Annotated in this window: 3 protein-coding genes (1 of these 3 cut by a window edge); all 3 read left to right on the forward strand. The window is 67.3% G+C overall.

All coding sequences use genetic code 11. The features are described from left to right. Tightly spaced (each overlapping or abutting the next), the 3 genes in view from ACM6IP_RS25980 to ACM6IP_RS25990 form a layout consistent with a single transcriptional unit that may run on beyond the window. Complete coding sequence (locus ACM6IP_RS25980) at nt 1-3,045, forward strand: non-ribosomal peptide synthetase (RefSeq protein WP_414862598.1); 3,045 nt, start codon at nt 1-3, stop codon at nt 3,043-3,045. Then, nucleotides 3,042-13,952: an amino acid adenylation domain-containing protein gene (locus tag ACM6IP_RS25985; RefSeq protein WP_414862599.1), complete on the forward strand. Its 10,911-nt coding sequence runs from the start codon at nt 3,042-3,044 to the stop codon at nt 13,950-13,952. The genes ACM6IP_RS25980 and ACM6IP_RS25985 overlap by 4 nt, the downstream gene beginning before the upstream one ends. Beyond that, a protein-coding gene (locus ACM6IP_RS25990) for a non-ribosomal peptide synthase/polyketide synthase (protein ID WP_414862600.1) crosses the window boundary here: on the forward strand, nt 13,949-23,975 show its 5' portion. It continues 4,091 nt past the right edge of the window; 10,027 of the gene's 14,118 nt are visible here — the first part of the coding sequence; its start codon is at nt 13,949-13,951; the stop codon falls past the right edge of the window. The genes ACM6IP_RS25985 and ACM6IP_RS25990 overlap by 4 nt, the downstream gene beginning before the upstream one ends.

The raw sequence follows: 23,975 nt of genomic DNA on the forward strand, positions 1-23,975 counted from the left end.
ATGCAACTGCCTGCTCACCCAGAAGCTTTCCCTCTTTGCGCACAGCAAGGCGCCGTGCTCAGCCGCCAGGACCGTCTCGGTCGGCCGTTGAACGCCTTGGTCCGCGTGTCTATCGCCGGCGTTTGCCAGCCGTCACGGCTGCAGGCCGTGCTCGATGAGCTGCAACAGCGCCACGAAGTCCTGCGGACTCGCTACCTGCGCATCGACGGCTTGCGCCGCCCGGTGCAGGCGGTGGCGCAGGAGGTTCGGTCGCCGTTGTATCCGGCGCTGGCGGGGGAAGCCGGCGAGGTGGTGCGCCGTGCCCTGGAGCAGGTGGCGTTCGCCGCCGTGGTGCAAGAGGCCAGTGATGCCAATGGCTTCGTGGTGGTGCTTGGCGCGTCCCTGGCCAGCGTCGATGCCCAGGCCTTGCAGCAATTGGCCGAGGAGCTGCGACAAGGCTACAGCAGCCACTTGCCGGCCGCCGATGAGGAGGCCCTGCAGTACATTGACTACGCCACCTGGCAAGGTGAACTGGTGGCTGCCGACCTCGGTGCGCAAGGCGCGAGCTATTGGCGCGGGGTGCAACAGACAGCGTTGCCACGCGGGCCGTTGCCGTTCGAACGAGACGTGCAGGCCAGCCGGGTCGAGCAGTTGCGGGTGCCTGCAGACGAATTGCTGCAGGCCTTGGACCAGCGCGCCGCAGCGCTGGGGATGCCGGCCGACGACCTGCTGTTGTGCCTCTGGGGTGGTTTCCTGTGTCGCTTGACCGAGCAGCCACAGGTAAACCTGACGGTGACCCTGGAGGGGCGCAACGAGCAGGTGCAAGGAATCCTCGGCCGCTTCGAGCGTCGCCTGCCAATCAACCTGGTATATGCCGCCGATGCCAGCCTGGCGCGTACGCTGGAGGATCTGCGTGGGCGCCTGGACGAGGCCCGCTCGTGGCTGGAATGCCTGGATGAAGGTGCCGTGGCCGGGCTCGACAGCGACGGCGGCTTTGGCTTCAGCGCTGAGTGTCGGCAGGTGGCGGGTGTCGAGGTCGAGCTCGATGCCTATGAATTGCCATTGCTGAGCCTGGGCCGGGAAGGCCGGATGCTGCGCCTGGAACATGCCGCCGAGCGCTTCGAACCCGCAGTGGCGGCGCTGTGGCTGGAGCAGTTCGGAGTCTTTGCCGGTTATGCGCTGACCGATCTCGAGCAGCGCCTGGCCCAGGTCAGCCTGCTGGGCGCCGCGGAGCGGGCGCGCATCGCCGCCTTCGAACTGGGCCCGGACATGCCCCTGGCATCGCCGGGGCTGTTGCATCGACTGTTCGAGGCGCAAGTTGTCCGCAAGCACAACCAACTGGCGGTGCGCCAAGGCGAGCAGACACTCGATTACGCCACGCTGGAGCAGCGTGCCAACCAACTCGCCCATGCCTTGCAGGCCGTGGGCGTGGGGCGTGAGCGGATCGTCGGGGTCTACGCACGGCGTTCGCTGTCCGCCCTGGTGGCGATGCTGGGGATTCTCAAGGCCGGTGGCACCTATCTGCCGCTGGACCCGGACTACCCGGCCGAGCGCCTGAGTTTCATGCTCGCCGATGCCGGCGCGTCGTGCCTGCTGAGCCTGGACCCCCTCGACAGCGAACTGCGCCTGCCAGCCGGGCTGGCGGTGCTGTCCCTGGCATCGGACTCGGCCATCTGGCAGGGGCCGGATGCACCTGTGGCGGTGACGGTGAGCGGTGATGACCTGGCTTATGTCATCTATACCTCTGGCTCCACCGGCACGCCCAAGGGCGTTGCCGTCAGCCATGCCAACGCCCTGGCCTCGACCCTGGCGCGGTTCGTCCACTACCAGGCTGCGGTGGAGTCGTTCCTCTTGCTCTCGTCGTTGTCGTTCGACAGTTCCGTCGCTGGGCTTTTCTGGACCCTGGGCCAGGGTGGCTGCCTGCACCTGCCCACACCCGCGCAAGCCAAGGACCCCCGCGCCATAGCGCAACTGCTGGGTGAACAGCGGATTTCCCACTACCTGGCATTGCCCGGCCTGCACGGCGAAGTGCTGGAACACCTCGGCGAGCAGCGCCTGCGCGTGGTGGTGGTCGCCGGCGAGGCGTGCACGCCGGCCTTGGTCGCGCGGCATTACCAGCGACTGCCCGACACCCTGTTGAGCAACGAGTACGGGCCGACCGAAGGCAGCGTCTGGTGCAGCGCCTGGAACGCCGACCTGGGGCCGGTGACCATCGGCCGCCCGGCACCGGGAATGCGCATGCTGCTGCTGGACGCCCAGCTGGAGCCGGTGCCGATCGGCCAGATTGGCCAGCTGTATGTCGCAGGGCCGGGGGTCACCCGTGGCTACCTGGATCGCCCGGCACTGACCGCTGAACGCTACCCGACGCTCGCCGATGGCAGTCGGGGCTACTGCACCGGCGACCTGGCGCGCTGGCGCACCGACGGCCAGTTGGAGTTCCTCGGGCGAATCGACGCCCAGGTGAAGATTCGCGGGTTCCGCATCGAGCCCGGCGAAGTGGAAGCCGTGTTGGCGGGTTGTGCAGGGGTCAGCGAGGCGGCGGTGGTGGTTCGTGAAACGGCCAGTGGCGCGCAATTGCTGGCGTTTGTCGTGGCCCGCGCACAGGGCGCCGAGGAACCGCTTGCCGAGCGCCTGTTGGCCCAACTGGCACAGCGGCTGCCGGCGCACCTGATTCCGAGCGCTGTGCACCAACTGGAACGCCTGCCGTTGATGCCCAACGGCAAGGTAGACCGCCGCGCGCTGTCGGCCGAAGCGGTCGTCGAGCAGGCCTACCAGGCACCGCAGACTGAACTGCAACGCATCCTCGCCGGTGTCTGGCAGGACGCGCTGGGGGTTGAGCGGGTCGGCCTGCAAGACAACTTCTTCGCCCTCGGCGGTCACTCGCTGCTGGCCACCCGCTTGCGCGCGCGCCTGGCGGAACAACTGGGCATCGAACTGCCGTTACGGCTGTTCTTCGAGGGCGAAACCCTCGAGCGTTTCAGCGCCAAGGTCGCCCAATTGCAACAAGCCCCCGGCAATGACCTGGATGCGCTGGAAAATCTGTTTGCCGAAGTGGAGGCACCATGACTGTCGCCGATCGTTTGCTCGCCCTGGCCCGGCGCTTCGCCGAACTCGACCCGGCCGCGCGTCGCCAGCTGGGTGAGAAGCTCAAGTCCCAGGGCATGAGCATTGAAAGCCTGCCGATTCCACCGCGCCCGGACAATGCTTCAGCACTGGCGGCGTCCTATGCGCAGCGTCGCTTGTGGACTCTTTGGCAACTGGACCGGGAGTCGGCCGCCTATAACCAGGCAGGCGTGCTGCACCTGCAAGGTGAGCTGGACGAGGCGGCATTGCAGGCGGCGCTCCACAGCCTGGTCGCCCGCCATGAAATCCTGCGTACCCGCTTTGCCGAGGTCGACGGCCAGCTGTCGCAAGTGATCCAGGCCCCCGTAGCGCAGGCCTGGCCAGTCCTCGATCTGCGCGCCATGGCCGATCCTGATGCGGCCCTGGCCACGGCTTTGCAAGACGCTGCCGGGCAAGCGTTTGACCTCTATCAAGGGCCGTTGCTGCAGTTCACCCTGGTACGTTTGGGCGAGCAGCGTCACGCCTTGTTGCTGGCGTTGCACCACATCATTTCCGATGGCTGGTCGATGCAGATCCTGCTCGGCGAACTCGCGCAGGGCTATGCCGCCTACCTGCAGGGGCAGGCCCCGCAGTTGGCGGATTTGCCAGTGCAATATGCCGACTACGCGCTGTGGCAACGCAATTGGCTGGAAGCCGGCGAGGGCGAGCGCCAACTGGCCTATTGGCGCCAGACCCTGGGCGAGCGTCCGCCGATCCTCGAACTGCCGGCCGATCATGCGCGACCGGCGCAAATGAGCTTTCGCGGCGCGAGCCTGGGCTTTGAACTGGAACCGGCACTGAGCACGCGCCTCAAGGCGCTGGCCGCTGCCAGTGGTTGCAGCGTGTTCATGCTGTTGCTGGCCGCCTTCAAGGTCCTGCTGCACCGTTATACGGCGCAACAGGAACTGCTGGTGGGGGTACCGGTGGCCAACCGTCAGCGCCAGGAAGTCCAGGGGCTGATCGGCTTTTTCGTCAATACCCAGGTGTTGCGCAGCGAACTGCAGCCGCGCCTGGCGTTCCGCTCCGTGCTCGACGCGGTCCGGCAGACGGTCATCGCCGCCCAGGACTGCCAGGACCTGCCGTTCGAGGAACTGGTGGACGCCCTCGGTGTAGAGCGCAGCCTGAGCCGCAACCCGCTGTTCCAGGTGATGTTCAATCACGAGCAGCGCAGCACTGCCGAACTCTCCGGCATGCCCGGCTTGCACGCCCGTCTGCAGGTGGCTACGCCGCAGATGGCCAAGTTCGACCTCAGCCTCGATACCGAGGAAGACGCCAATGGCGTGCTCAGTGGTGCCTTCACCTATGCCACCGACCTGTTCGATGCCGCGCGGATCGAGCGCATGCGCGGGCATTTCCTGCGTCTGTTGCACGACTGCGCCGAGCGTCCTGACGCGGCGATCGGCGACCTGACGCTGCTTGACGCCGATGAGCGCCAGCAGGTGCTGGATGGCTGGAACGCCACCGCGGTCGATTACGCTCAGCCGCAATGCCTGCAGGTGTTGCTGCAGGCGCAGGCGCTCGCTACACCCGAGGCTACGGCGCTGATCGTCGGCGATCGGCAACTTAGCTACGGCGAACTCAACGCTGCCGCCAACCGCCTGGCGCATTACCTGCGCTCGCGCGGCGTCGGCCCGGAGCATTTGGTCGGGGTGTTCGCCGAGCGTTCGCTGGAGATGGTGGTCGGCCTGCTCGCCGTGCTCAAGGCCGGCGCTGCCTACTTGCCGCTGGAGCCGGACCAGCCTGACCAGCGCCTCGCCTACATGCTTGAGGACAGCGGCGCCACACTGCTGCTGACCCAGGAGCATCTGCTGGCGCGCCTGCCAGCCAGCGATCGCCAGGTGCTGTGTCTGGACCGCGATGCTGCGCTATTTTCCGAGTACCCGGTGGATGACCCGGACCTGCTCAATCACCCCGACCAGATCGCCTATAGCATCTACACCTCCGGCACCACCGGCCGGCCAAAAGGGGCGGGCAACAGTCACGCCGCGCTGTGCAACCGCCTGCAATGGATGCAGGCCACTTTTGCCCTCGATCAGCACGACCGGGTGCTGCAAAAGACGCCGTTTGGTTTCGACGTATCGGTGTGGGAGTTCTTCTGGCCGCTGATGACCGGCGCGACCCTGGTCATGGCCGCTCCCGGCGCCCATCGCGATCCGGCCGAGCTCAAGGCGATCATCGCCGGGCAGGGCATCAGCGTCCTGCACTTCGTGCCGTCCATGCTGCAAGCCTACCTGGCCTCTGAGTCCCTGGCCGACTGTCCGCGCTTGCGCCTGGTGATGTGCAGCGGCGAAGCCTTGCCCGTGGATCTGCAGCAGCGCTTCCTGGCGCAGAGCAGCGCCGGCCTGCACAACCTTTATGGCCCCACCGAGGCGGCCATCGACGTCAGCCATTGGGCTTGCCATGACACCCCGGGCCTGCACAGCGTGCCTATTGGCCGGCCGATCGCCAACCTGCGCCTGTACGTGCTCGATGGGCAATTGTTGCCGGTGGCCAAAGGTGTGCCGGGCGAGCTGTACATCGGCGGTGTTGGCCTGGCTCGGGGTTACCTGGGACGTCCCGGGCTGACTGCCGAGCGTTTTATCGCCGATCCGTTCGGCCAGGGCAGCCGGCTGTACCGTACCGGTGACCTGGCGCGCTGGCGTGACGATGGGGCGATCGAATACCTGGGACGTATCGACCACCAGGTAAAAATCCGTGGCTTGCGCATCGAGTTGGGGGAGATCCAGGCGCGGCTGCTGGAACACCCAGCGGTCAGCGAAGCGGTGGTGGTAGTGGCGCAAGCGACAGCCGGCAGCAAGCAATTGCTCGGCTATGTGGTCGCGGCTGCCGACGACGGCCTGGCAGACGCCCTGCGTCTGCGCTTGGGTGAAGCACTGCCGGAGTACATGGTGCCGGCGCAGATCATCGTGTTGGCGCAGATGCCCTTGAGCGCCAACGGCAAGCTCGACCGCAAGGCCTTGCCGGAGCCGGTGCGCAAGGTCCGCACCCTGGACGCGCCACAAGGGCCGGTGGAGCAGGCGCTGGCGACGATCTGGAGCCAGTTGCTGGGTGTCGATGAGATCGACGCCCAGGATAATTTTTTCGAACTCGGTGGCGACTCCATCATCGCCATCCAGGTCGCCAGCCGCGCCCGGTTGGCCGGCTGGCAGGTCGGTCCGCGGGATCTGTTTCGCCACCAGACCCTGCGCCAACTGGCACAGGTGGCCACGGCCCTGGGCCAGCAACGCGAAGGGGCTGCACGCCCGGAGCCGGGCGTTATCGCCCTGACGCCAGTACAGCAAAGGTTCTTCGCCACGCCCATGGTCCAGCGTCAGCATTGGAACCAGTCGTTGTTGCTGACCGTGGCAACGCCGCTGGCGGTGGCGCAACTGGAACAGGCGCTCACTACCCTGGTTGCTCATCACGATGCCTTGAACCTGCGTTGGCATCAGGAGCCCGCGGGCACCTGGCATGGCGCCTACGCGGCGCCCACCGGGGTCGAGGTCTGGAGCCGCGAGGCGGCGGATGCCGACGCCCTGGCGCTGCTCGTCAACCAGGCGCAACGCAGCCTGGACCTGGCGCACGGCCCACTGTTGCGGGCCGTGTTGATCGACCTGCAAGGCGCTGGCCAACGCCTGTTCCTGGCGATTCATCACCTGGTCGTGGACGGCGTTTCCTGGCGCATCCTGCTCGAAGACCTGCAGCAATTGCTGGCCGATAGCACTGCGGCGTTGCCGCGGCGCAGCCATGCCTTCGGTGAGTGGACGGGTTTTCTGGCGCAGCGCGCGCAGCACAGCGAGGTGCTGGCGCAAATGCCCTGGTGGCTGGCGCAACTGGGCGAAGTTCCGGCCAGCTTCCCGGGGGCGCGCCACGCTGGCCCGGCCGCGGTCAGTGAGGCCGTGACGCTGGCCTTGGAGTTGGACCAGACCCAGACCCGCCAACTGCTGCGCGATGCCCCGGCGGCCTATCGCACCCAGGTCAACGACCTGCTGCTGTGTGCCCTGGCCCGGGCCTGGTGGCGCTGGAGCGAACAGGGCGAACTGTTGGTAGAGCTGGAAAGCCATGGCCGCGAGGAACATCTGGCTAACCTGGACCTGAGTCGGACCGTCGGCTGGTTCACTTCTACCTATCCTGTGCGGCTCCAGGCCGGCGCTGACCTGGGCCAATCGCTCAAGGCCACCAAGGAACAACTGCGTCGGGTGCCGGACGGCGGCCTGGGCTTCGGCCTGCTGCAACAGTTGGCACCCGCGCAGGTGCGGGCGCAGTTGGCGGCGCGGCCGGTGCCGCGTATCACCTTCAACTATCTGGGCCAGTTCGATACCAGCTTTGACGCTGGCCTGCTGCGCCGTGCGACGGAGCCTTGCGCAGACAGCCTGGACCCGGCGGCGCCGTTGTCCAATTGGCTGTCGATCGACGGCGGGGTGAACGACGGTCGCCTGCAGTTGGCCTGGACCTTCAGCCCACAGCAACTCGACGCGCCGCGGCTGGCCGAACTGGTGGCACTGTATGAGGCCGAACTGTTGGCGCTGGTCGCCCATTGCCTGACGCCCGGCGTCGGCGGTGCGACGCCGTCGGACTTCCCCTTGGCGACCCTTGACCAAGCGCAACTGGATGCCCTGGAGCTGCCGCTGAGCCAGGTTGAAGACCTCTACCCGCTGTCGCCGATGCAGCACGGCATGCTGTTCCACAGCCTGTATCAACCGGGCGATGGCAGCTACATCAACCAGGTGCGCATGGATGCCGAAGGCCTCGATCCCGAGCGTCTGCGTGCCGCCTGGCAAGCGTCCCTGGACAGCCATGGCGTGCTGCGCAGTGGATTTGTCAGTCCGGCGGGCGGGGTGCCGTTGCAGGTCATCATGGGTGCTGTCGCGCTGGACTGGAGCGAAGCCGAGGCGGGCGATATCGAAGCCCTCGCCGAGGCCGAACGCCGTCCCTTCGACCTGCTGCGTCCACCCTTGATGCGGCTGCTGCTGGTGCAGACCGGCACCGACCGGCATCACTTGATCTGGACCTGCCATCACTTGCTGCTCGACGGTTGGAGCCAGGCCCAGTTGTTCGCCGAGGTGATGCAGCGCTATGCCGGGCAAGCGCTGCCGCCCCCTGTGGGGCGCTATCGTGACTATATTGCCTGGTTGGCCGGCAACCCTGCGGCCGCCAGCGAGCGCTTCTGGCGCGAGCAGTTGGCGCCGCTGCAGTCGCCCACCTCGCTGGCGGCGGCTATTGCCCTGGAAAATCCCGGGCAAGGCACCGCCGAGCATCGCTCGCAGCTGTCCAGCGCGACCAGCGAGCGGCTGCGCCAATTCGCCCGCCAGCGCAAGGTCACCCTCAGCAGTCTGCTGCAGGCTGCCTGGCTGTTGCTGCTGCAGCGCTACACCGGCCAGGCGTGCGTGGCCTTCGGCGCCACCGTCGCCGGGCGTCCGGCCGAGTTGCCGGGGATCGAGCAGCAACTGGGGCTGTTCATCAATACCTTGCCGGTGGTTGCCAGCCCGCACCCACAGCTCACCGTCGGCCAATGGCTGGACCAGGTCCAGGCTCTGGGCCTGGCGGTGCGCGAGCATGAACACTCGGCGCTGTATGACATTCAACGCTGGGCCGGGCAGGGCGGGCAGAGCCTGTTCGAGCAGATCCTGGTGTTCGAGAACTATCCGCTCGACAGCGCGTTGTTGAGTGGCCAGGGCGATGGCCCGCGGTTCTCCAATCTGCTCAGCCGCGAGCAGGGCAATTACCCACTGATGCTGCTGGTCAACCAGGGCGACTCGTTGGCGTTCTGCTACAGCTATGACCGTGCCCGCTTCGATAGCGCGGCGATCGAGCGCCTCGACGGCCATCTGCAGCAGCTGTTGCTGGCGATCAGCGAGGACGCCAGCCTGCGTTTGGGGCAACTGCCGTTGTTGGGCACCAGCGAACGGGCAGCGGTATTGGCTGCCGGCGCTGCCCACGACCACGGGGTAACCTATTTTGACCTGGTGCAACAATTCGAGCGCCAGGCCGCCCGTGTGCCGCAGGCGATTGCGCTGCGCCAGGCGCAACTGTGCCTGAGCTACGCCGAACTGAATCGCCAGGCCAACCGCTTGGCCCATCGCCTGCAAGCTGCGGGGGTGGGGCCGGATGTGTTGGTGGGCGTGTGCCTGGAACGCGGGCCACAGCTCCTGGTGGCCTTGCTGGCCGTGCTCAAGGCCGGCGGCGCCTACGTGCCGCTGGACCCTGAGTTCCCGGCCGAACGGCTGCGGCACATGCTCGATGACAGCGGCGCTGCGCTGTTGCTCAGCGAGACCGCGTTGCAGCCCGCGCTGCAGGCGCTGGGCACGGTCGCCGAGTGCTGGTGGCTGGACCAACTGGACGAGCCAGGCCGCGACAGCAACCCAACGCCGTTGGCCGGCGGCGAGCATTTGGCCTATGTGATCTACACCTCCGGTTCCACCGGCAAACCCAAGGGCGTGGCCGTGCGCCGTGCCGGGCTGGGCAACTTCCTGGCGAGCATGGCCCAGGCGCCGGGGCTGGAGCAGAACGGTCGATTGCTGGCCCTGACCTCGCTGTCGTTCGACATCGCGGTCCTGGAGCTGTATTTGCCGCTGGTCAGTGGCGCCGGCGTGGTGTTGGTGGATCGCGACACCGCCCGTGATCCTGAGCGCCTGTGGGCGCAGATCGAACAACAGCAAGTGACCGCGATCCAGGCCACGCCTTCGACCTGGCGCATGCTCGCCGAGCATCCGAGCCTGCCGGCCCTGGCCGGCCGCCAGGTGCTGTGCGGTGGCGAAGCCTTGCCGGCCGATCTGGCGCGCAGCCTGAGCGCGGTCGCCGGTGGTTTGTGGAACCTGTATGGCCCGACCGAGACCACGGTGTGGTCGGCGCGTTACCGGCTGGACGCCGAACACCCGCAAGTGTTGCTCGGCGAAGCCCTGGCCAACACCGCGCTGCACGTCCTCGATGATGACCTTGAGCCGTTGCCGCCAGGCGTGGCCGGCGAGCTGTACATCGGCGGCGAAGGCCTGGCGCGGGGTTACCACGCCCGGCCGGCACTCACGGCCGAGCGTTTTGTCGCCGACCCGTTTGGCGACGGCGCGCGGCTGTACCGCACTGGTGACCTGGTGCGCCGCCGTGCCGATGGTGCGCTGGAATACCTGGGCCGGATCGACCAGCAGGTGAAGATCCGTGGGTTCCGCATCGAGCTGGGCGAAATCGAAGCCTGCCTGCTGGCCGAGCCGGGGGTGCGCGAAGCGGCGGTAGTCGCGCGGCACAACCAGTTGATCGGTTACGTGGTGGCCGAACCCGACGACGCGCTGTTGGGTCGCTTGCGTGAACGCCTGCAAGCACAACTCCCGGACTATATGGTGCCGGCGCGGTTGATGCGTCTGGAGCGTATGCCGCAGACACCGAACCGCAAGCTCGATCGCAAGGCCTTGCCGGAGCCGGAGCTGGAAACCCGCGTGCATGTACCGCCGCAAGGCCCGGTAGAAACCCTGCTGGCCGCGATCTGGCAAAGCGTGCTGAACGTGCCTCAGGTCAGTGCCGAGGACAACTTCTTCGAACTGGGCGGCGACTCGATCGTCTCGGTGCAAGTGGTGGCGCGGGCCCGTGAAGCCGGCCTGACGCTGACCCCGCGTGACCTGTTCGAGCAACAGACGGTACGCCGCCTGGCCTTGGTCGCCGGGCATCTGCTACCGCAGGCGGCACCACCGCTCGCCGGTGGCACTGGTCTGGGTTGGCTGGATGACGCCGCCTGGGCGCGGTTGCCGGTCAGCCGCGCGGCACTGGCAGATGCCTACCCCCTGTCGCCGATGCAGCAAGGCTTGCTGTTCCATGGCCTGAGCGACACCACCGCCGGCGTCTACGTCAACCAACTGGCATTCGACGTCGATGACCTCGATCCCCAGCGCTTGCGCCAGGCCTGGCAACAACTGATCGCGCGCCATCCGATCCTGCGCACCGCCTTTGCCTGGGATGGCCTGGATCAGCCCCTGCAACTGGTTTACCAGCAGGTCCCAGAGGCCTGGGAAGAGCACGACTGGCGTGGCCGCGATGTTAGCCCAGAGGCCCTGGCGGAGTTCGCCGAGCAGCAGCGTGGCGTGGCATTCAGCTTTGACGTGCCCGTGTTGCAGCGGGTCCAGGTATTGCGCCTGGACGCCAACCGGTCCCGCCTGGTGTGGACGTACCACCATCTGCTGCTCGATGGCTGGAGCAGTGCGCGAATGATCGAGCAATGGCTGGGTCTGTATGTCGGTGAAGACACTGGCGCCCAGGCCGGCCGTTATGGCGACTACATCGACTGGCTGCAGCGCCAGGATCCGCTGCGTGGCGAAGCATTCTGGAAGGCCCGCACCGCGACACTCGATGCGCCGACCTTGCTCGCCGGGACCGCGCCCTTGTCGTCGGCAACGGCCTCGCAACACCTGCTGGAGTTCAATCTGGAGGTCCAGGCGACCGACCGCCTGAAGGATTTTGCCCGCCGCCAGCGGGTCACCCTCAATACCCTGGTGCAAGCGGCCTGGCTGCTGCTCCTGCAACGCCACAGTGGCCAGCGCGTGGTGTGCTGCGGGGTCACGCTGTCGGGGCGTCCGGCCGATCTGGCCGGCAGTGCCGAGATGCTTGGGCTGTTTATCAATACCTTGCCGCTGATCGCCGAGCCGCTGGTCCAGCAGCCGTTGGCTGACTGGCTCTTGCAGTTGCAGGGCGAGACTTTGCAGTTGCAAGAGCAGGCACAGGTGCCGTTGTACGAGGTGCAGCGCTGGGCGGGCAGTGCCGGCCAGTCACTGTTCGACAGCTTGCTGGTGTTCGAGAACTACCCGGTGGACGCAGCCCTGCGCAGTCGTGCAATCCAGCGGCTAGGCATCGCTGGGGTGCACCAGCGCGAGTCCAGCCACTATCCGCTGACCCTCACGGTCAACCCGGGTGAGCAACTGCAAGTGGCCTTCGCGGCCCGTAGCGAGGCATTCAGCGAGGAATTCCTGGCACAACTGGCGGGGCACCTGGGTGAGTTGCTGCGCGCGTTGCCGGGGGATCCACAGCGCTGCCTCGGCGAGCTGGCGATGCTTACGGCACAAGCCCGTGAGCGGGCCATCGACCGCGCTCGGCAAACCCCGGCGCTGGCGCTGGGGCTGAGCCTGCCGACGCTGTTCGCCGAGCAAGCGCGGCGCACGCCGTCTTTGCCGGCGGTCAGCGACGCCGCGGAAACGCTCGACTATGCCAGCCTCGATCAGGCCTCCACGCGCCTGGCCCAGCACCTGCTGGCCCATGGTGTGGGGCCGGCGACGTTGGTCGGGGTGTGCCTGGAGCGTCGGGCCCAGTTGCTGGTGACCTTGCTCGCCGTGCTCAAGGCCGGCGCTGCCTACGTGCCGCTGGACCCGGAGTTCCCGGCTGAGCGCCTGCGCCACATGCTCGATGACAGTCAGGCGCGCTGGGTGTTGACCGACAGTGCGTTGCTCGACCAACTGCCGCCAGCCACCCCCGGCCAGCAGCGCTGGTGCCTCGACCAACTGGACTTGCCGGCTGCCGAGCCGACCTCACAAGGTCTGCCGAGCATCGACCCGCAGCAACTGGCCTACATCATCTATACCTCGGGCTCCACCGGGCTGCCCAAGGGTGTCGCCGTACACCACGGGGCACTGGCCAACTTCCTGTCGAGCATGGCCCAGGCACCGGGCCTGGCAATCGGCGAAAAGGTCCTGGCGCTGACTTCACTGTCCTTTGATATCGCGGCGCTGGAGCTTTACCTGCCACTGGTGTCGGGCGCTAGCGTGGTGATGGCCGATCGGCTGCTGGCCCGCGACGCCGGCCGCTTGCTGCAGTACATCGCCGACCAGGGCGTCGGCTGCGTGCAAGCCACGCCGTCGACTTGGCGGATGCTCAGTGAGCATCCGCAGTTCAGCGCCCTCAATGGGGTGCGCGCGTTGTGCGGCGGCGAGGCCTTGGCCAGCGATCTGGCGGCACGCCTGCAGACTGTGGTCGGTGAGTTGTGGAACCTCTATGGCCCGACCGAGACCACCATCTGGTCGGCGCGCATGCGCCTGGACCGTGATGCACCGCAAGTGCTGCTCGGTGAAGCCATCGCCGGCACCGCCTTGCATGTTCTCGACGAAAGCCTGGAGCCGGCGGCCGAAGGCGTGGCCGGTGAGCTGTACATCGGTGGCGTCGGCCTGGCCCGTGGGTATCACCGCCGTCCGGGCCTGACGGCCGAGCGTTTCATCGCCGCGCCCTTCGGCGCTGCTGGCGAGCGTTTGTACCGCACGGGCGACCTGGTGCGCTGGCGCGGCGCGGCGCTGGAGTACCTCGGGCGGATCGACCAGCAGGTGAAGATCCGCGGCTACCGCATCGAACTCGGTGAGATCGAAGCCTGCCTGCGCCGCTTCCAGGGCGTGCGCGAAGCCGCTGTGGTGGCGCGTCCCGGACCTGCCGGGAGCGTGCTGGTGGGCTACGTCGAAGCGGATGCGGCGCCTGGGCTGGCGGCACTGCTCAAGCAGCAACTGCAAGCGGCACTGCCGGATTACATGGTGCCGGCGCAGATCGTGGTGCTGGCGCGGATGCCGCATACCCCCAATGGCAAGCTCGATCGCAAAGCGTTGCCGGCGCCTGACTGGCAGGCACGCCAGCATGTCGAGCCGCGCACGGCGCAGGAGCGTCAGTTGGCGGCGATCTGGTGTGAGCTGCTGGGCCTGGAGCGCGTGGGCATCGACGACGATTTCTTCGAACTCGGCGGGCATTCGTTGCTCTTGACCCGCCTGGTGTCGCGGATCCGCGAGACCTTTGGCCTCGATCTACCGATTCATACGCTGTTCGACTACCCCAGCGTCGGCGCCCTTGCCGCACAGCTGGAACATGCACCTGCCGTCGCTGACGACGGGTTGCAGCTGGATTTCATGAATGATTTGCTGGAAGAACTGGAGCAGGCCGAATGAGTAGTGTCCTAGACCCCAAGGTAGCGGCGCAGGACCGTGAGTTTCAGGCCATCAGTGCGCGCCTGGCACAACTGCCGCAGGACAAGCAGCAACTGTTTCTCGCCAAACTGGCCGCCGCGGGCGTCAACCTGCGGCGTCTGCCGGTACCGGGCCTGGCGCGTGACGGCGCCCTGGCTCTGTCTGCCGCGCAGAGCCGGCAATGGTTCATCTGGAAACTCGATCCCCAGGCGCCGACCTACAACCTGCACCGCGCCGTGCGCCTGACCGGCAAGGTCAACCAGGAAGCTATCGGCAATGCATTGCGCGAGATCCTCGCGCGGCATGAAAACCTGCGCAGCCGTTTCCATGAGGTGGACGGCCAGCCGCACCTGTTGATCGAACCCAAGGTCGAACTGGACGTGGTTTACCAGGACCTCGCCGAGCTTGCAGCGCCAGCGCGTCAGGCGCGGGTCGACGAGCTGCACATGGCTTGCGCCATTACCCCTTATGACCTGGCCAACGGACCGTTGCTGCGCGTGACCTTGCTGCGCCTGGCGGCCGATGAGCATCTGCTGTTGCTGGGGGTGCACCACATCGTCGCCGATGGCTGGTCGATGAACCTGCTGGTGGACGAGTTCACCCGTGGCTACAACGCCCATAACCGTGGCGTGGCCACTGAGTTGCCGGTGCTGACGGCACAGTACGCCGACTGCGCCGCATGGCAACGCAAGTTGCTGGCAGCGGGCGAGGGCGAGCGCCAGCTGGAATATTGGCTGCAACGCCTGGCCGGTGAGGCGCCGTCCCTGGAGCTGCCGTTCGACCACCAGCGTCCGGCGCGGCCCAGCGGCCAGGGCGCAGTGCTGTGCTTCGAGATCGAGCCGGCACTGGCCGGGCGCCTGCGCAAGGTGGCCCAGGCCCGTGGGGCGACGCTGTTCATGTTGCTGCTGGCGGCGTTCAAGGTGCAGTTGTATCGCTACAGCGGGCAGGGCGACCTGCGCGTCGGCGTGCCGATTGCGGGCCGGGGCAACAGTGAAAGCGAGCGCCTGATCGGCTTCTTCGTCAACACCCTGGTGATGCGCACCGCGCTGGATGGGCGTGAGTCCTTTGAAACCCTGTTGGCGCGTGTGCGCCAGGGCGCGCTGGCCGATCAGGCCAATCAGGACCTGCCATTCGAGCAATTGGTCGAGGCGCTGGCGCCGCAGCGCAGCCTCAGTCACAACCCGCTGTTCCAGGTGATCTATAACCACCAGTGGTACGACAGTGCGGCCCTGCAGACCCTGGACGGGGTGGTCATGCAATCGTTGCCGCCGGTCATGCGCGCGGTGGATTGCGATCTGGCGCTGGACACTGCCGAGGACTCCAACGGCCGCCTGTTGTGTGAACTGAGTTACGCCACCGATCTGTTCAGCGCGCCGCGTATCGAGCGCTGGCGCCGGCACTTCGAGGCGCTGCTGGAGCAGATTGCCGACCACCCGCAAGCGCGCCTGTGCGATTTCGATTTGCACGAGCCGGCGGCCTGGCAGCAGTTGTTAGCCTGGAACGCGCTGCCTGCCAGCATCCAGGACGAGCAACGGGTAGACCTGCGGATCGCCGAATGGGCGATGCGTACCCCAGACGCCCCCGCCGTGCGTTGCGGCGAGCAGGTCCTGAGCTTTGCCGAGCTTGAGCGCGAGGCCAATCAACTGGCCTGCTACCTGCACGCCCGTGGTGTCGGGCCCGAGTGCCGGGTCGGTGTCGGCCTGCCACGTTCGCCACGGTTGCTGGTGGCGCTGCTGGCGGTGCTCAAGACCGGGGCGGCCTATGTGCCGCTCGACCTGGACTACCCGCAGGAGCGCCTGGTGTACCAGATCCGCGACGCCGGCCTGGCCTGGTTGCTGGGCGACAGCCGCGACCCACGCCGGGCGCCGCTGCCCGAAGGGGTCGAGCGCCTGGACCTGGACCTGTTGGACCTGACGCGCGAGCCTGACCTGGCGCCGCCGGTCACTACCCATGGGCACAACCTGGCGTATCTGATCTACACCTCCGGTTCCACCGGTTTGCCCAAGGGGGTAGCGGTGGCCCATGGTCCGTTGGCCATGCATTGCCGGACCATCGGCGCGCGCTACGAAATGACCCCGGCCGACCGTGAATTACACTTCATGTCGTTCGCCTTCGACGGTGCCCACGAGCGCTGGCTGACGGCCCTGACCCACGGTGCCAGCCTGGTGCTGCGCGACGATAGCCTGTGGACGCCGGAGCAGACCTACCAGGCCATGGGCCGTTACGGGGTGACCGTCGCGGCCTTCCCGCCAGCCTACCTGCAGCAGATTGCCGAACACGCCGAGGGCCGCGATGACGTGCCTGCGGTACGGGTCTACTGCTTTGGCGGGGACGCGGTCCCCCACGCCAGTTTCGAGCAAGTGCGCCAGGCCTTGCGCCCGGCGTGGATCATCAACGGCTACGGGCCGACCGAGACCGTGGTCACGCCTCTGATCTGGAAGGCCGGCCCGGCCGATCACTGCCAGGCCGGTTACGCGCCGATCGGCGACCGCGTCGGCGCACGCAGTGCCTGGGTCCTGGACGCTGACCTGAACCCAGTGTCGACAGGCGTGTGTGGCGAGCTTTACCTGGGTGGCGAAGGCCTGGCCCGGGGCTATTTCCAGCGTCCGGGGCTGACTGCCGAACGCTTCGTCGCCGACCCGTTCGGCGCGCCGGGCGCACGCCTGTATCGCACCGGCGACCTGGTGCGCCAGCGTGCCGACGGGATCCTCGATTACCTGGGCCGGGTCGACCATCAGATCAAGGTCCGTGGCTTTCGCATTGAGCCGGGGGAGATTGAAGCGCGCCTGCGTGCCGACGCCCGGGTGCGCGAGGCGCTGGTGGTGGCGCGCGAAACCCTCACCGGCAAGCAACTGGTGGCTTATGTAGCGGCTGACGATGAGCAGTTGGGCGCTGAACTGCGAGCGTCGCTGCGTGAACAACTGCCGGACTACATGGTGCCGGCGCGGATCATGGTGATGCCGCAGTTGCCGCGCAACGCCAACGGCAAGCTGGACCGCAATCAACTGCCCGAGCCGGTGTGGCAGGCAGACAGCGAAGGCTACCAGGCCCCGGAGGGCGAACACGAGCAACTGCTGGCGCAGATCTGGAGCGAAGTGCTCGGCCTGCCGCAAGTCGGCGCGCTCGATCATTTCTTCGAGCTAGGCGGCCATTCGCTGCTGGCGGTGCAAGTGGTGGCGCGCCTGAAGAAACGCCTGGGCCTGGAAGTGCCGGTGCGCCAGCTATTCGATACGCCGCGCTTGCGCGACCTGGCGGTGACCTTGGCCCAGCCCGCCAACGCCAGCGCCGCGCCGTCGTTGCACGCGTTGACGCATACCGACGGCGCACCGCTGTCGTTCAATCAGCAGCGCCTGTGGTTCCTGTGGAAACTGGCCCCCGAGAGTGCGGCCTACAACATTGCGGGTGGCCTGCGTTTACGCGGCACGCTGCGGGTGACCGCGCTGCAGGTGGCATTCGAGCAACTGCAGGCGCGCCATTCGGCGCTGCGCACGGTGTTCGAGGACGATGGCGAGCGGGTGTGCCAGCGGGTCATCGACGACCTGCCAGTGGCGTTCAGCGAAGTCAGCCTGCAACACCTGGCGGCCGATGAGCGCGAAAGCCAGTTGGCCCTGCGCATGGCCGAGGAGGCGAGCTACGGCTTCGACCTGGCCGCTGGCCCGTTGATGCGGGTGTGCCTGGTGCGCCTGGCGGCAGAGGAACACGTGTTGCTGCTGACCCTGCACCACATCATTGCCGACGGTGCCTCGGTGAAACTGCTGCTGGAAGAATTTGCCAGCTGTTACCGCGCCCAGTGCGCCGGCGCGGTCCCACAGTTGCCAGGGTTGACCATCCAGTACGCCGACTTCGCCGTGTGGCAGCGGCAATGGCTGGACAGCGGCGAGTGCGCGCGACAGTTGGCGCACTGGTCGCGGCACCTGGGCCGCGAGCATCCGCTGCTTGAACTGCCCCTGGACCACCCACGTCCGGCGCAGCAGAGCTTTCGCGGCGACAGCTGCGAATTCGCCGTGCCGGCGGCACTGGCGCAGCAACTGCAGCGCCTGGCGCTGGAGCAGGGCAGTTCGCTGTTCATGCTGTTGCTGGCAGCTTTCGGCGTGTTGCTGATGCGCTACAGCGGTCAGCGCGACCTGCGGATCGGCGTGCCGATTGGCGGCCGTCAGCAAGAGGAAACCGAGGGCCTGGTGGGCTTCTTCGTCAACACCCAGGTATTGCGCCTGCAGATCGACGGCCAAGCCTCGTTCAGCCGTCTGCTGAGCCAGACCCGCGACGACGTGCTGGACGCCCAGGCCCACCAGGACCTGCCGTTCGAACAACTGGTCGAGGCCTTGCAGCCGCAACGCAGCCTCAGCCACAACCCGCTGTTCCAGGTGCTGTTCAACCACGACCGGGTCGACAGCCTGGCCAGCCTGGCGCTGCCGGGGCTGACGGTCGAGGCGCTGGCCGGCGCCCGACGCAGCACCCAGTTCGACCTGGTGCTGGACACCCGCGAGTGCGCCGACGGTCAATTGCTCGGTAGCTTCGGCTATGCCAGCGACTTGTTCGAGCGTGCCACGGTGACACGCCTTGGCGGGCACTTCCTGCGCTTGCTGCAGGCGATCGCCCAGGCGCCAGAAGAGGCGGTGGAGCGCCTGCCGTTGCTCGCCTTCGAGGAGCGCGAGCAACTGCTGCAAGGCTGGAACGCCACCGAGCGCGACTACCGCCAGGTGCCGATGCTGCCGCAACTGATTAGTCACCAGGCCGAAAAAACTCCCCACGCCTGTGCGCTGGTCTACGGCGAGCGCCAGTTCACTTATGCCGAGCTTGAGACACGGGCCAACCGCCTGGCCCACTGGCTGCGCAGCCAAGGGGTGGGTTGTGATGTGCGGGTCGGGGTGTTCGCCGAGCGCTCGGCAGAACTGGCCATCGCTTTGCTGGCGATCGTCAAGGCGGGCGGCGCCTATCTGCCGCTCGATCCGGACTACCCGGCCGATCGCCTGGCCTTCATGCTCGAGGACAGCCACGTGCCGTTGTTGCTCACCCAGCAGGCGCTGCTCGAGCGCTTGCCGGCGTGCAACGCGCCGGTGTGGTGCCTGGACCGCGACTGGGCCCAGACCGACGACCAGCCCGAGCACGCGCCCGTCATCGAGTACCCGCCGCAAAGCCTGGCCTACTGCATCTACACCTCCGGCTCCACGGGCCGGCCGAAAGGCGTGGGCAACCATCACGCGGGCCTGCTCAATCGCCTGCAATGGATGCAGGACGAATATCGCCTGGATGGCGATGATCGGGTCCTGCAAAAAACCCCTTTCAGTTTCGACGTGTCGGTGTGGGAGTTCTTCTGGCCGTGGCTGGCCGGCGCCACACTGGTGCTCGCCGAGCCTGGCGCGCACCGTGATCCGGCGCGCCTGCGCGAGGTGATCGTCGAACAGCGCATCAGCACGCTGCACTTCGTGCCGTCGATGCTCCAGGCGTTCGTTGCCGCCGGCGAGCTGGCGGCCTGTAGCGGGTTGCGCCAGGTGATGTGCAGTGGCGAGGCGCTGCCCCATGAGTTGCAGCAGCAATTCCAGGCGCAGCATCAGGCGGCGCTGCACAACCTTTATGGGCCGACCGAAGCGGCCATCGATGTCAGCTACTGGCATTGCGTCGACGAGCCGGGCCGGCACAGCGTGCCCATCGGCCGGCCGATCGCCAACACCCGCTTGATGATTCTCGACAGCCAGTTGCAGCCGGTGCCGGTGGGTGTCGCGGGCGAGCTGTACATCGCCGGCGCCAACCTGGCGCGGGGTTACCTGGGCCGGGCGGGGCTGACGGCTGAGCGGTTTGTCGCCGATCCGTTTGGCTCTGGGGGCGAGCGCATGTACCGCACCGGCGACCTGGCGCGTTGGCGACCGGACGGGGTGATCGACTATGTCGGCCGGATCGACCATCAGGTCAAGCTGCGCGGCCTGCGTATCGAGCTGGGCGAGATCGAGGCGCGACTGCTCGAGCATGGCGTGGTGCGCGAGGCGGTCGTGGTGGCCTGGCAGGGCGACGCGGGGGCGCAGTTGGTCGGTTATGTCACGCCTGACAGCCCGCAAGCCGACCCCCAAGGGTTGCTGGACGCGTTGCGCGAGCATCTGCGTGAGCACCTGCCGGACTACATGGTGCCGGCCCAGTTGCTGTACCTGGAGGTCATGCCGCTGAGCCCCAATGGCAAGCTTGACCGCAAGGCGCTGCCCGCGCCGCAATGGCAAGCACGCAGCTACCAGGCCCCGCAAGGTGAGCGCGAAACGCTGCTGGCGGCGATCTGGCAAGCGGTGCTGGGGGTGCAGCAGGTTGGCCGCGACGACGATTTCTTCGAGATCGGCGGTCATTCGCTGCTGGCGGTGCGGATCATTTCGAAAATCCGTGAAGTGTTCGCCATCGAGTTGCCCCTGCGTTCGCTGTTCGATACGCCGAACGTCGCAGGGCTGGCCTTGGCCCTTGAGCGGAGCCGCAGCACCTCGGCCGATGGCCCGCGGCGTCGGCAACGCCCGGACCGTGCGCCGTTGTCGTTTGCCCAGCAACGCATGTGGTTCCTCTGGCAACTGGACCCCGCCAGCGACGCCTACAACATGCCGGTAGCCCTGGAACTGGTGGGCGCGCTGGACCGGTTGGCCCTGGAACGCGCCTTCAGTGGCTTGCTCGAGCGCCACGAAGCGCTGCGCACCTGCTTCCCGAGCGAGGGCGGCGAGGTCTACCAGCAGGTGCTGCCGGCAAGCGGCTTCAGCCTGTCGTTCAGCGACCTGCGTGCCGCCGCCGATCCCCAGGCTGAGGCGGCAGCCTTGCGCGCGCAGCAGGCCCACGCCGGGTTCGACCTGGTCCAAGGCCCCTTGCTGCGCGGCCAGTTGCTGCGTTTGGGCGAGCAGCAGCACCACGTGCTGTTGACCTTGCACCATATGGTGGGTGATGGCTGGTCGATGGAGATCCTGGTCCGCGAACTGGGCCAGCTGTATGCCGCCGAGTGTGCGGGGGCTGACGCGGCGTTGGCAGTCTTGCCGATCCAGTACATCGACTATGCCCTGTGGCAGCGCGACTGGCTGGCCGGCGGGGAGGGCAAGCGTCAGCTCGACTACTGGCAGGCGCAGTTGCAGGACGCGCCGCGCATCCTCGAGTTGCCGGCCGATCACCCGCGTCCGGCGCAGCAGAGCAATCGTGGCGCGAGTGTCAGCGTCAGCCTGCCGGAGACGCTGGCGGCCAATCTGCTGCGTCAGGCGCAGGCCCATCACGTGACGCCATTCATGCTGTTGCTGGCAGCCTTCAATGTGCTGCTGCAACGCTTGAGCCGCCAGGATGACCTGTGTGTCGGGGTGCCGGTGGCCAACCGCTTGCGCGGCGAGTGCGAAGGCCTGATCGGCCTGTTCGTCAACACCCAGGTGCTGCGCACCCGCATCGATAGCGCGCAGCCGTTCAGCGCCCTGGTGCTGCAGGTACGCGACAGCGTGCTGGCGGCCCAGGCGCATCAGGACTTGCCATTCGAGCAACTGGTGGAAGCGCTGCAACCGCAACGCAGCCTCAGCCACAACCCGCTGTTCCAGGTGCTGTTCAGCCTGCAGCGGCACGACGTGGCGCTGCGCGATCAGTTGCCCGGGCTGCAGTTGTCGAGCCTGCCGGGCGAACGACGCACTGCGCAGGTTGATCTGGGGCTGTTTGTCGATCAGCGTGGCGAACAGCAGTTTGATTGCACCTTCAATTACGCCAGCGATCTGTTCGAGCGCGCCAGCATCGAGCGCCTGGCCGGGCATTTCCTGCAACTGCTTGAAGCCCTGCTGGCCGAGCCTGCCCGGGCACTGGGGCGGGCGCCACTGCTGGCTGCCAGCGAACGCTCGGCGGTACTCGCCGCCGGTGCTGCCCACGACCACGGGGTAACCGATTTTGACCTGGTGCAACAATTCCAGCGCCAGGCCGCCCGTGTGCCGCAGGCGATTGCGCTGCGCCAGGCAGATCTGTGCCTGAGCTACGCCGAACTGAATCGCCAGGCCAACCGCTTGGCTCACCGCCTGCAAGCCGCGGGGGTGGGGCCGGATGTGTTGGTGGGCGTGTGCCTGGAACGCGGGCCACAGCTCCTGGTGGCCTTGCTGGCCGTGCTCAAGGCCGGCGGCGCCTACGTGCCGCTGGACCCTGAGTTCCCGGCCGAACGGCTGCGGCACATGCTCGATGACAGCGGCGCTGCGCTGTTGCTCAGCGAGACCTCGTTGCAGCCCGCGCTGCAGGCGCTGGGCACGGTCGCCGAGTGCTGGTGGCTGGATCAACTGGAGGAGCAAAGCCGCGACAGCAACCCAGCACCATTGGCCGGCGGCGAGCATTTGGCCTATGTGATCTACACCTCCGGTTCCACCGGCAAACCCAAGGGCGTGGCCGTGCGCCGTGCCGGGCTGGGCAACTTCCTGGCGAGCATGGCCCAGGCGCCGGGGCTGGAGCAGAACGGTCGATTGCTGGCCCTGACCTCGCTGTCGTTCGACATCGCGGTACTGGAGCTGTATTTGCCGCTGGTCAGTGGCGCCAGCGTAGTGCTGGTGGACCGCGACACCGCCCGTGATCCTGAGCGCCTGTGGGCGCAGATCGAACAACAGCAAGTGACCGCGATCCAGGCCACGCCTTCGACCTGGCGCATGCTCGCCGAACACCCAAGCCTGCCGGCCCTGGCCGGCCGCCAGGTGCTGTGCGGTGGCGAAGCCTTGCCGGCCGATCTGGCGCGCAGCCTGAGCGCGGTCGCCGGTGGTTTGTGGAACCTGTATGGCCCGACCGAGACCACGGTGTGGTCGGCGCGTTACCGGCTGGACGCCGAACACCCGCAAGTGTTGCTCGGCGAAGCCCTGGCCAACACCGCGCTGCACGTCCTCGATGATGACCTTGAGCCGTTGCCGCCAGGCGTGGCCGGCGAGTTGTACATCGGCGGCGAAGGCCTGGCACGGGGTTACCACGCCCGGCCGGCACTCACGGCCGAGCGTTTTGTCGCCGACCCGTTTGGCGACGGCGCGCGGCTGTATCGCACTGGCGACCTGGTGCGCCGCCGCGCCGATGGTGCGCTGGAATACCTGGGCCGGATCGACCAGCAGGTGAAGATCCGTGGGTTCCGCATCGAGCTGGGCGAAATCGAAGCCTGCCTGCTGGCAGAGCCCGGAGTGCGCGAAGCGGCGGTAGTCGCGCGGCACAACCAGTTGATTGGTTATGTGGTGGCCGAGCCCGACGACGCGCTGTTGGGCCGCTTGCGCGAACGCCTGCAAGCACAACTGCCGGACTATATGGTGCCGGCGCGGTTGATGCGCCTGGAGCGCATGCCGCAGACGCCGAACCGCAAGCTCGATCGCAAGGCCTTGCCGGAGCCGGAGCTGGAAACCCGCGCGCATGTGCCGACGCAAGGCGCGGTAGAAACCCTGCTGGCCGCGATCTGGCAAAGCGTGCTGAACGTGCCTCAGGTCAGTGCCGAGGACAACTTCTTCGAACTGGGCGGCGACTCGATCGTCTCGGTGCAAGTGGTGGCGCGGGCCCGTGAAGCCGGCCTGGCGCTGACCCCGCGTGACCTGTTCCTGCACCAGAGCGTGCGGGCGCTCGCCGCCCAGGCGCGGCCATTGGAGGAGGTCGCGTCGCGCGCTGTGGTACGCATCGATCTCAGTGCTCTCAGCGCGCAAGCCCTGGACGCGCTGCCGGTGGGGCTGGAGGCGATTGAAGACATCGTGCCGCTGTCGCCGATGCAGCAGGGCATGTTGTTCCATGCCCTGGACACCGGCAGCGAGCTGTATGTGAACCAGCTCGACGTGGTGATCGACGGCCTGGATGCACCGCGCTTCATTGCCGCCTGGGACGAGGTCAGCGGGCGTCATGACAGCCTGCGTGGCAGCTTTGTCTGGCAGGGTTTTACCGATGCCATGCAAGTGATCCATCACGCCGTGACGTTGCCGGTGGAGCAATTGGACTGGCGTGCATTCACGCCCACCGAGGAACAGGCCCAGGCCGTGGCCCGTGAGCAGCGCGAACGGCCGTTCGACCTGAGCCAGGCGCCACTGCAAC

Origin of the sequence: Pseudomonas sp. IT-P176, from assembly GCF_949767245.1 — a bacterium.
Classification (GTDB): Bacteria; Pseudomonadota; Gammaproteobacteria; order Pseudomonadales; family Pseudomonadaceae; genus Aquipseudomonas.

What these genes read in the sequence shown, in the direction of transcription:
- ACM6IP_RS25980 (WP_414862598.1), top strand. Translation starts at nt 1, where the DNA reads ATGCAACTGCCTGCTCACCCAGAAGCTTTCCCTCTTTGCGCACAGCAA.
- ACM6IP_RS25985 (WP_414862599.1), top strand. Translation starts at nt 3,042, where the DNA reads ATGACTGTCGCCGATCGTTTGCTCGCCCTGGCCCGGCGCTTCGCCGAA.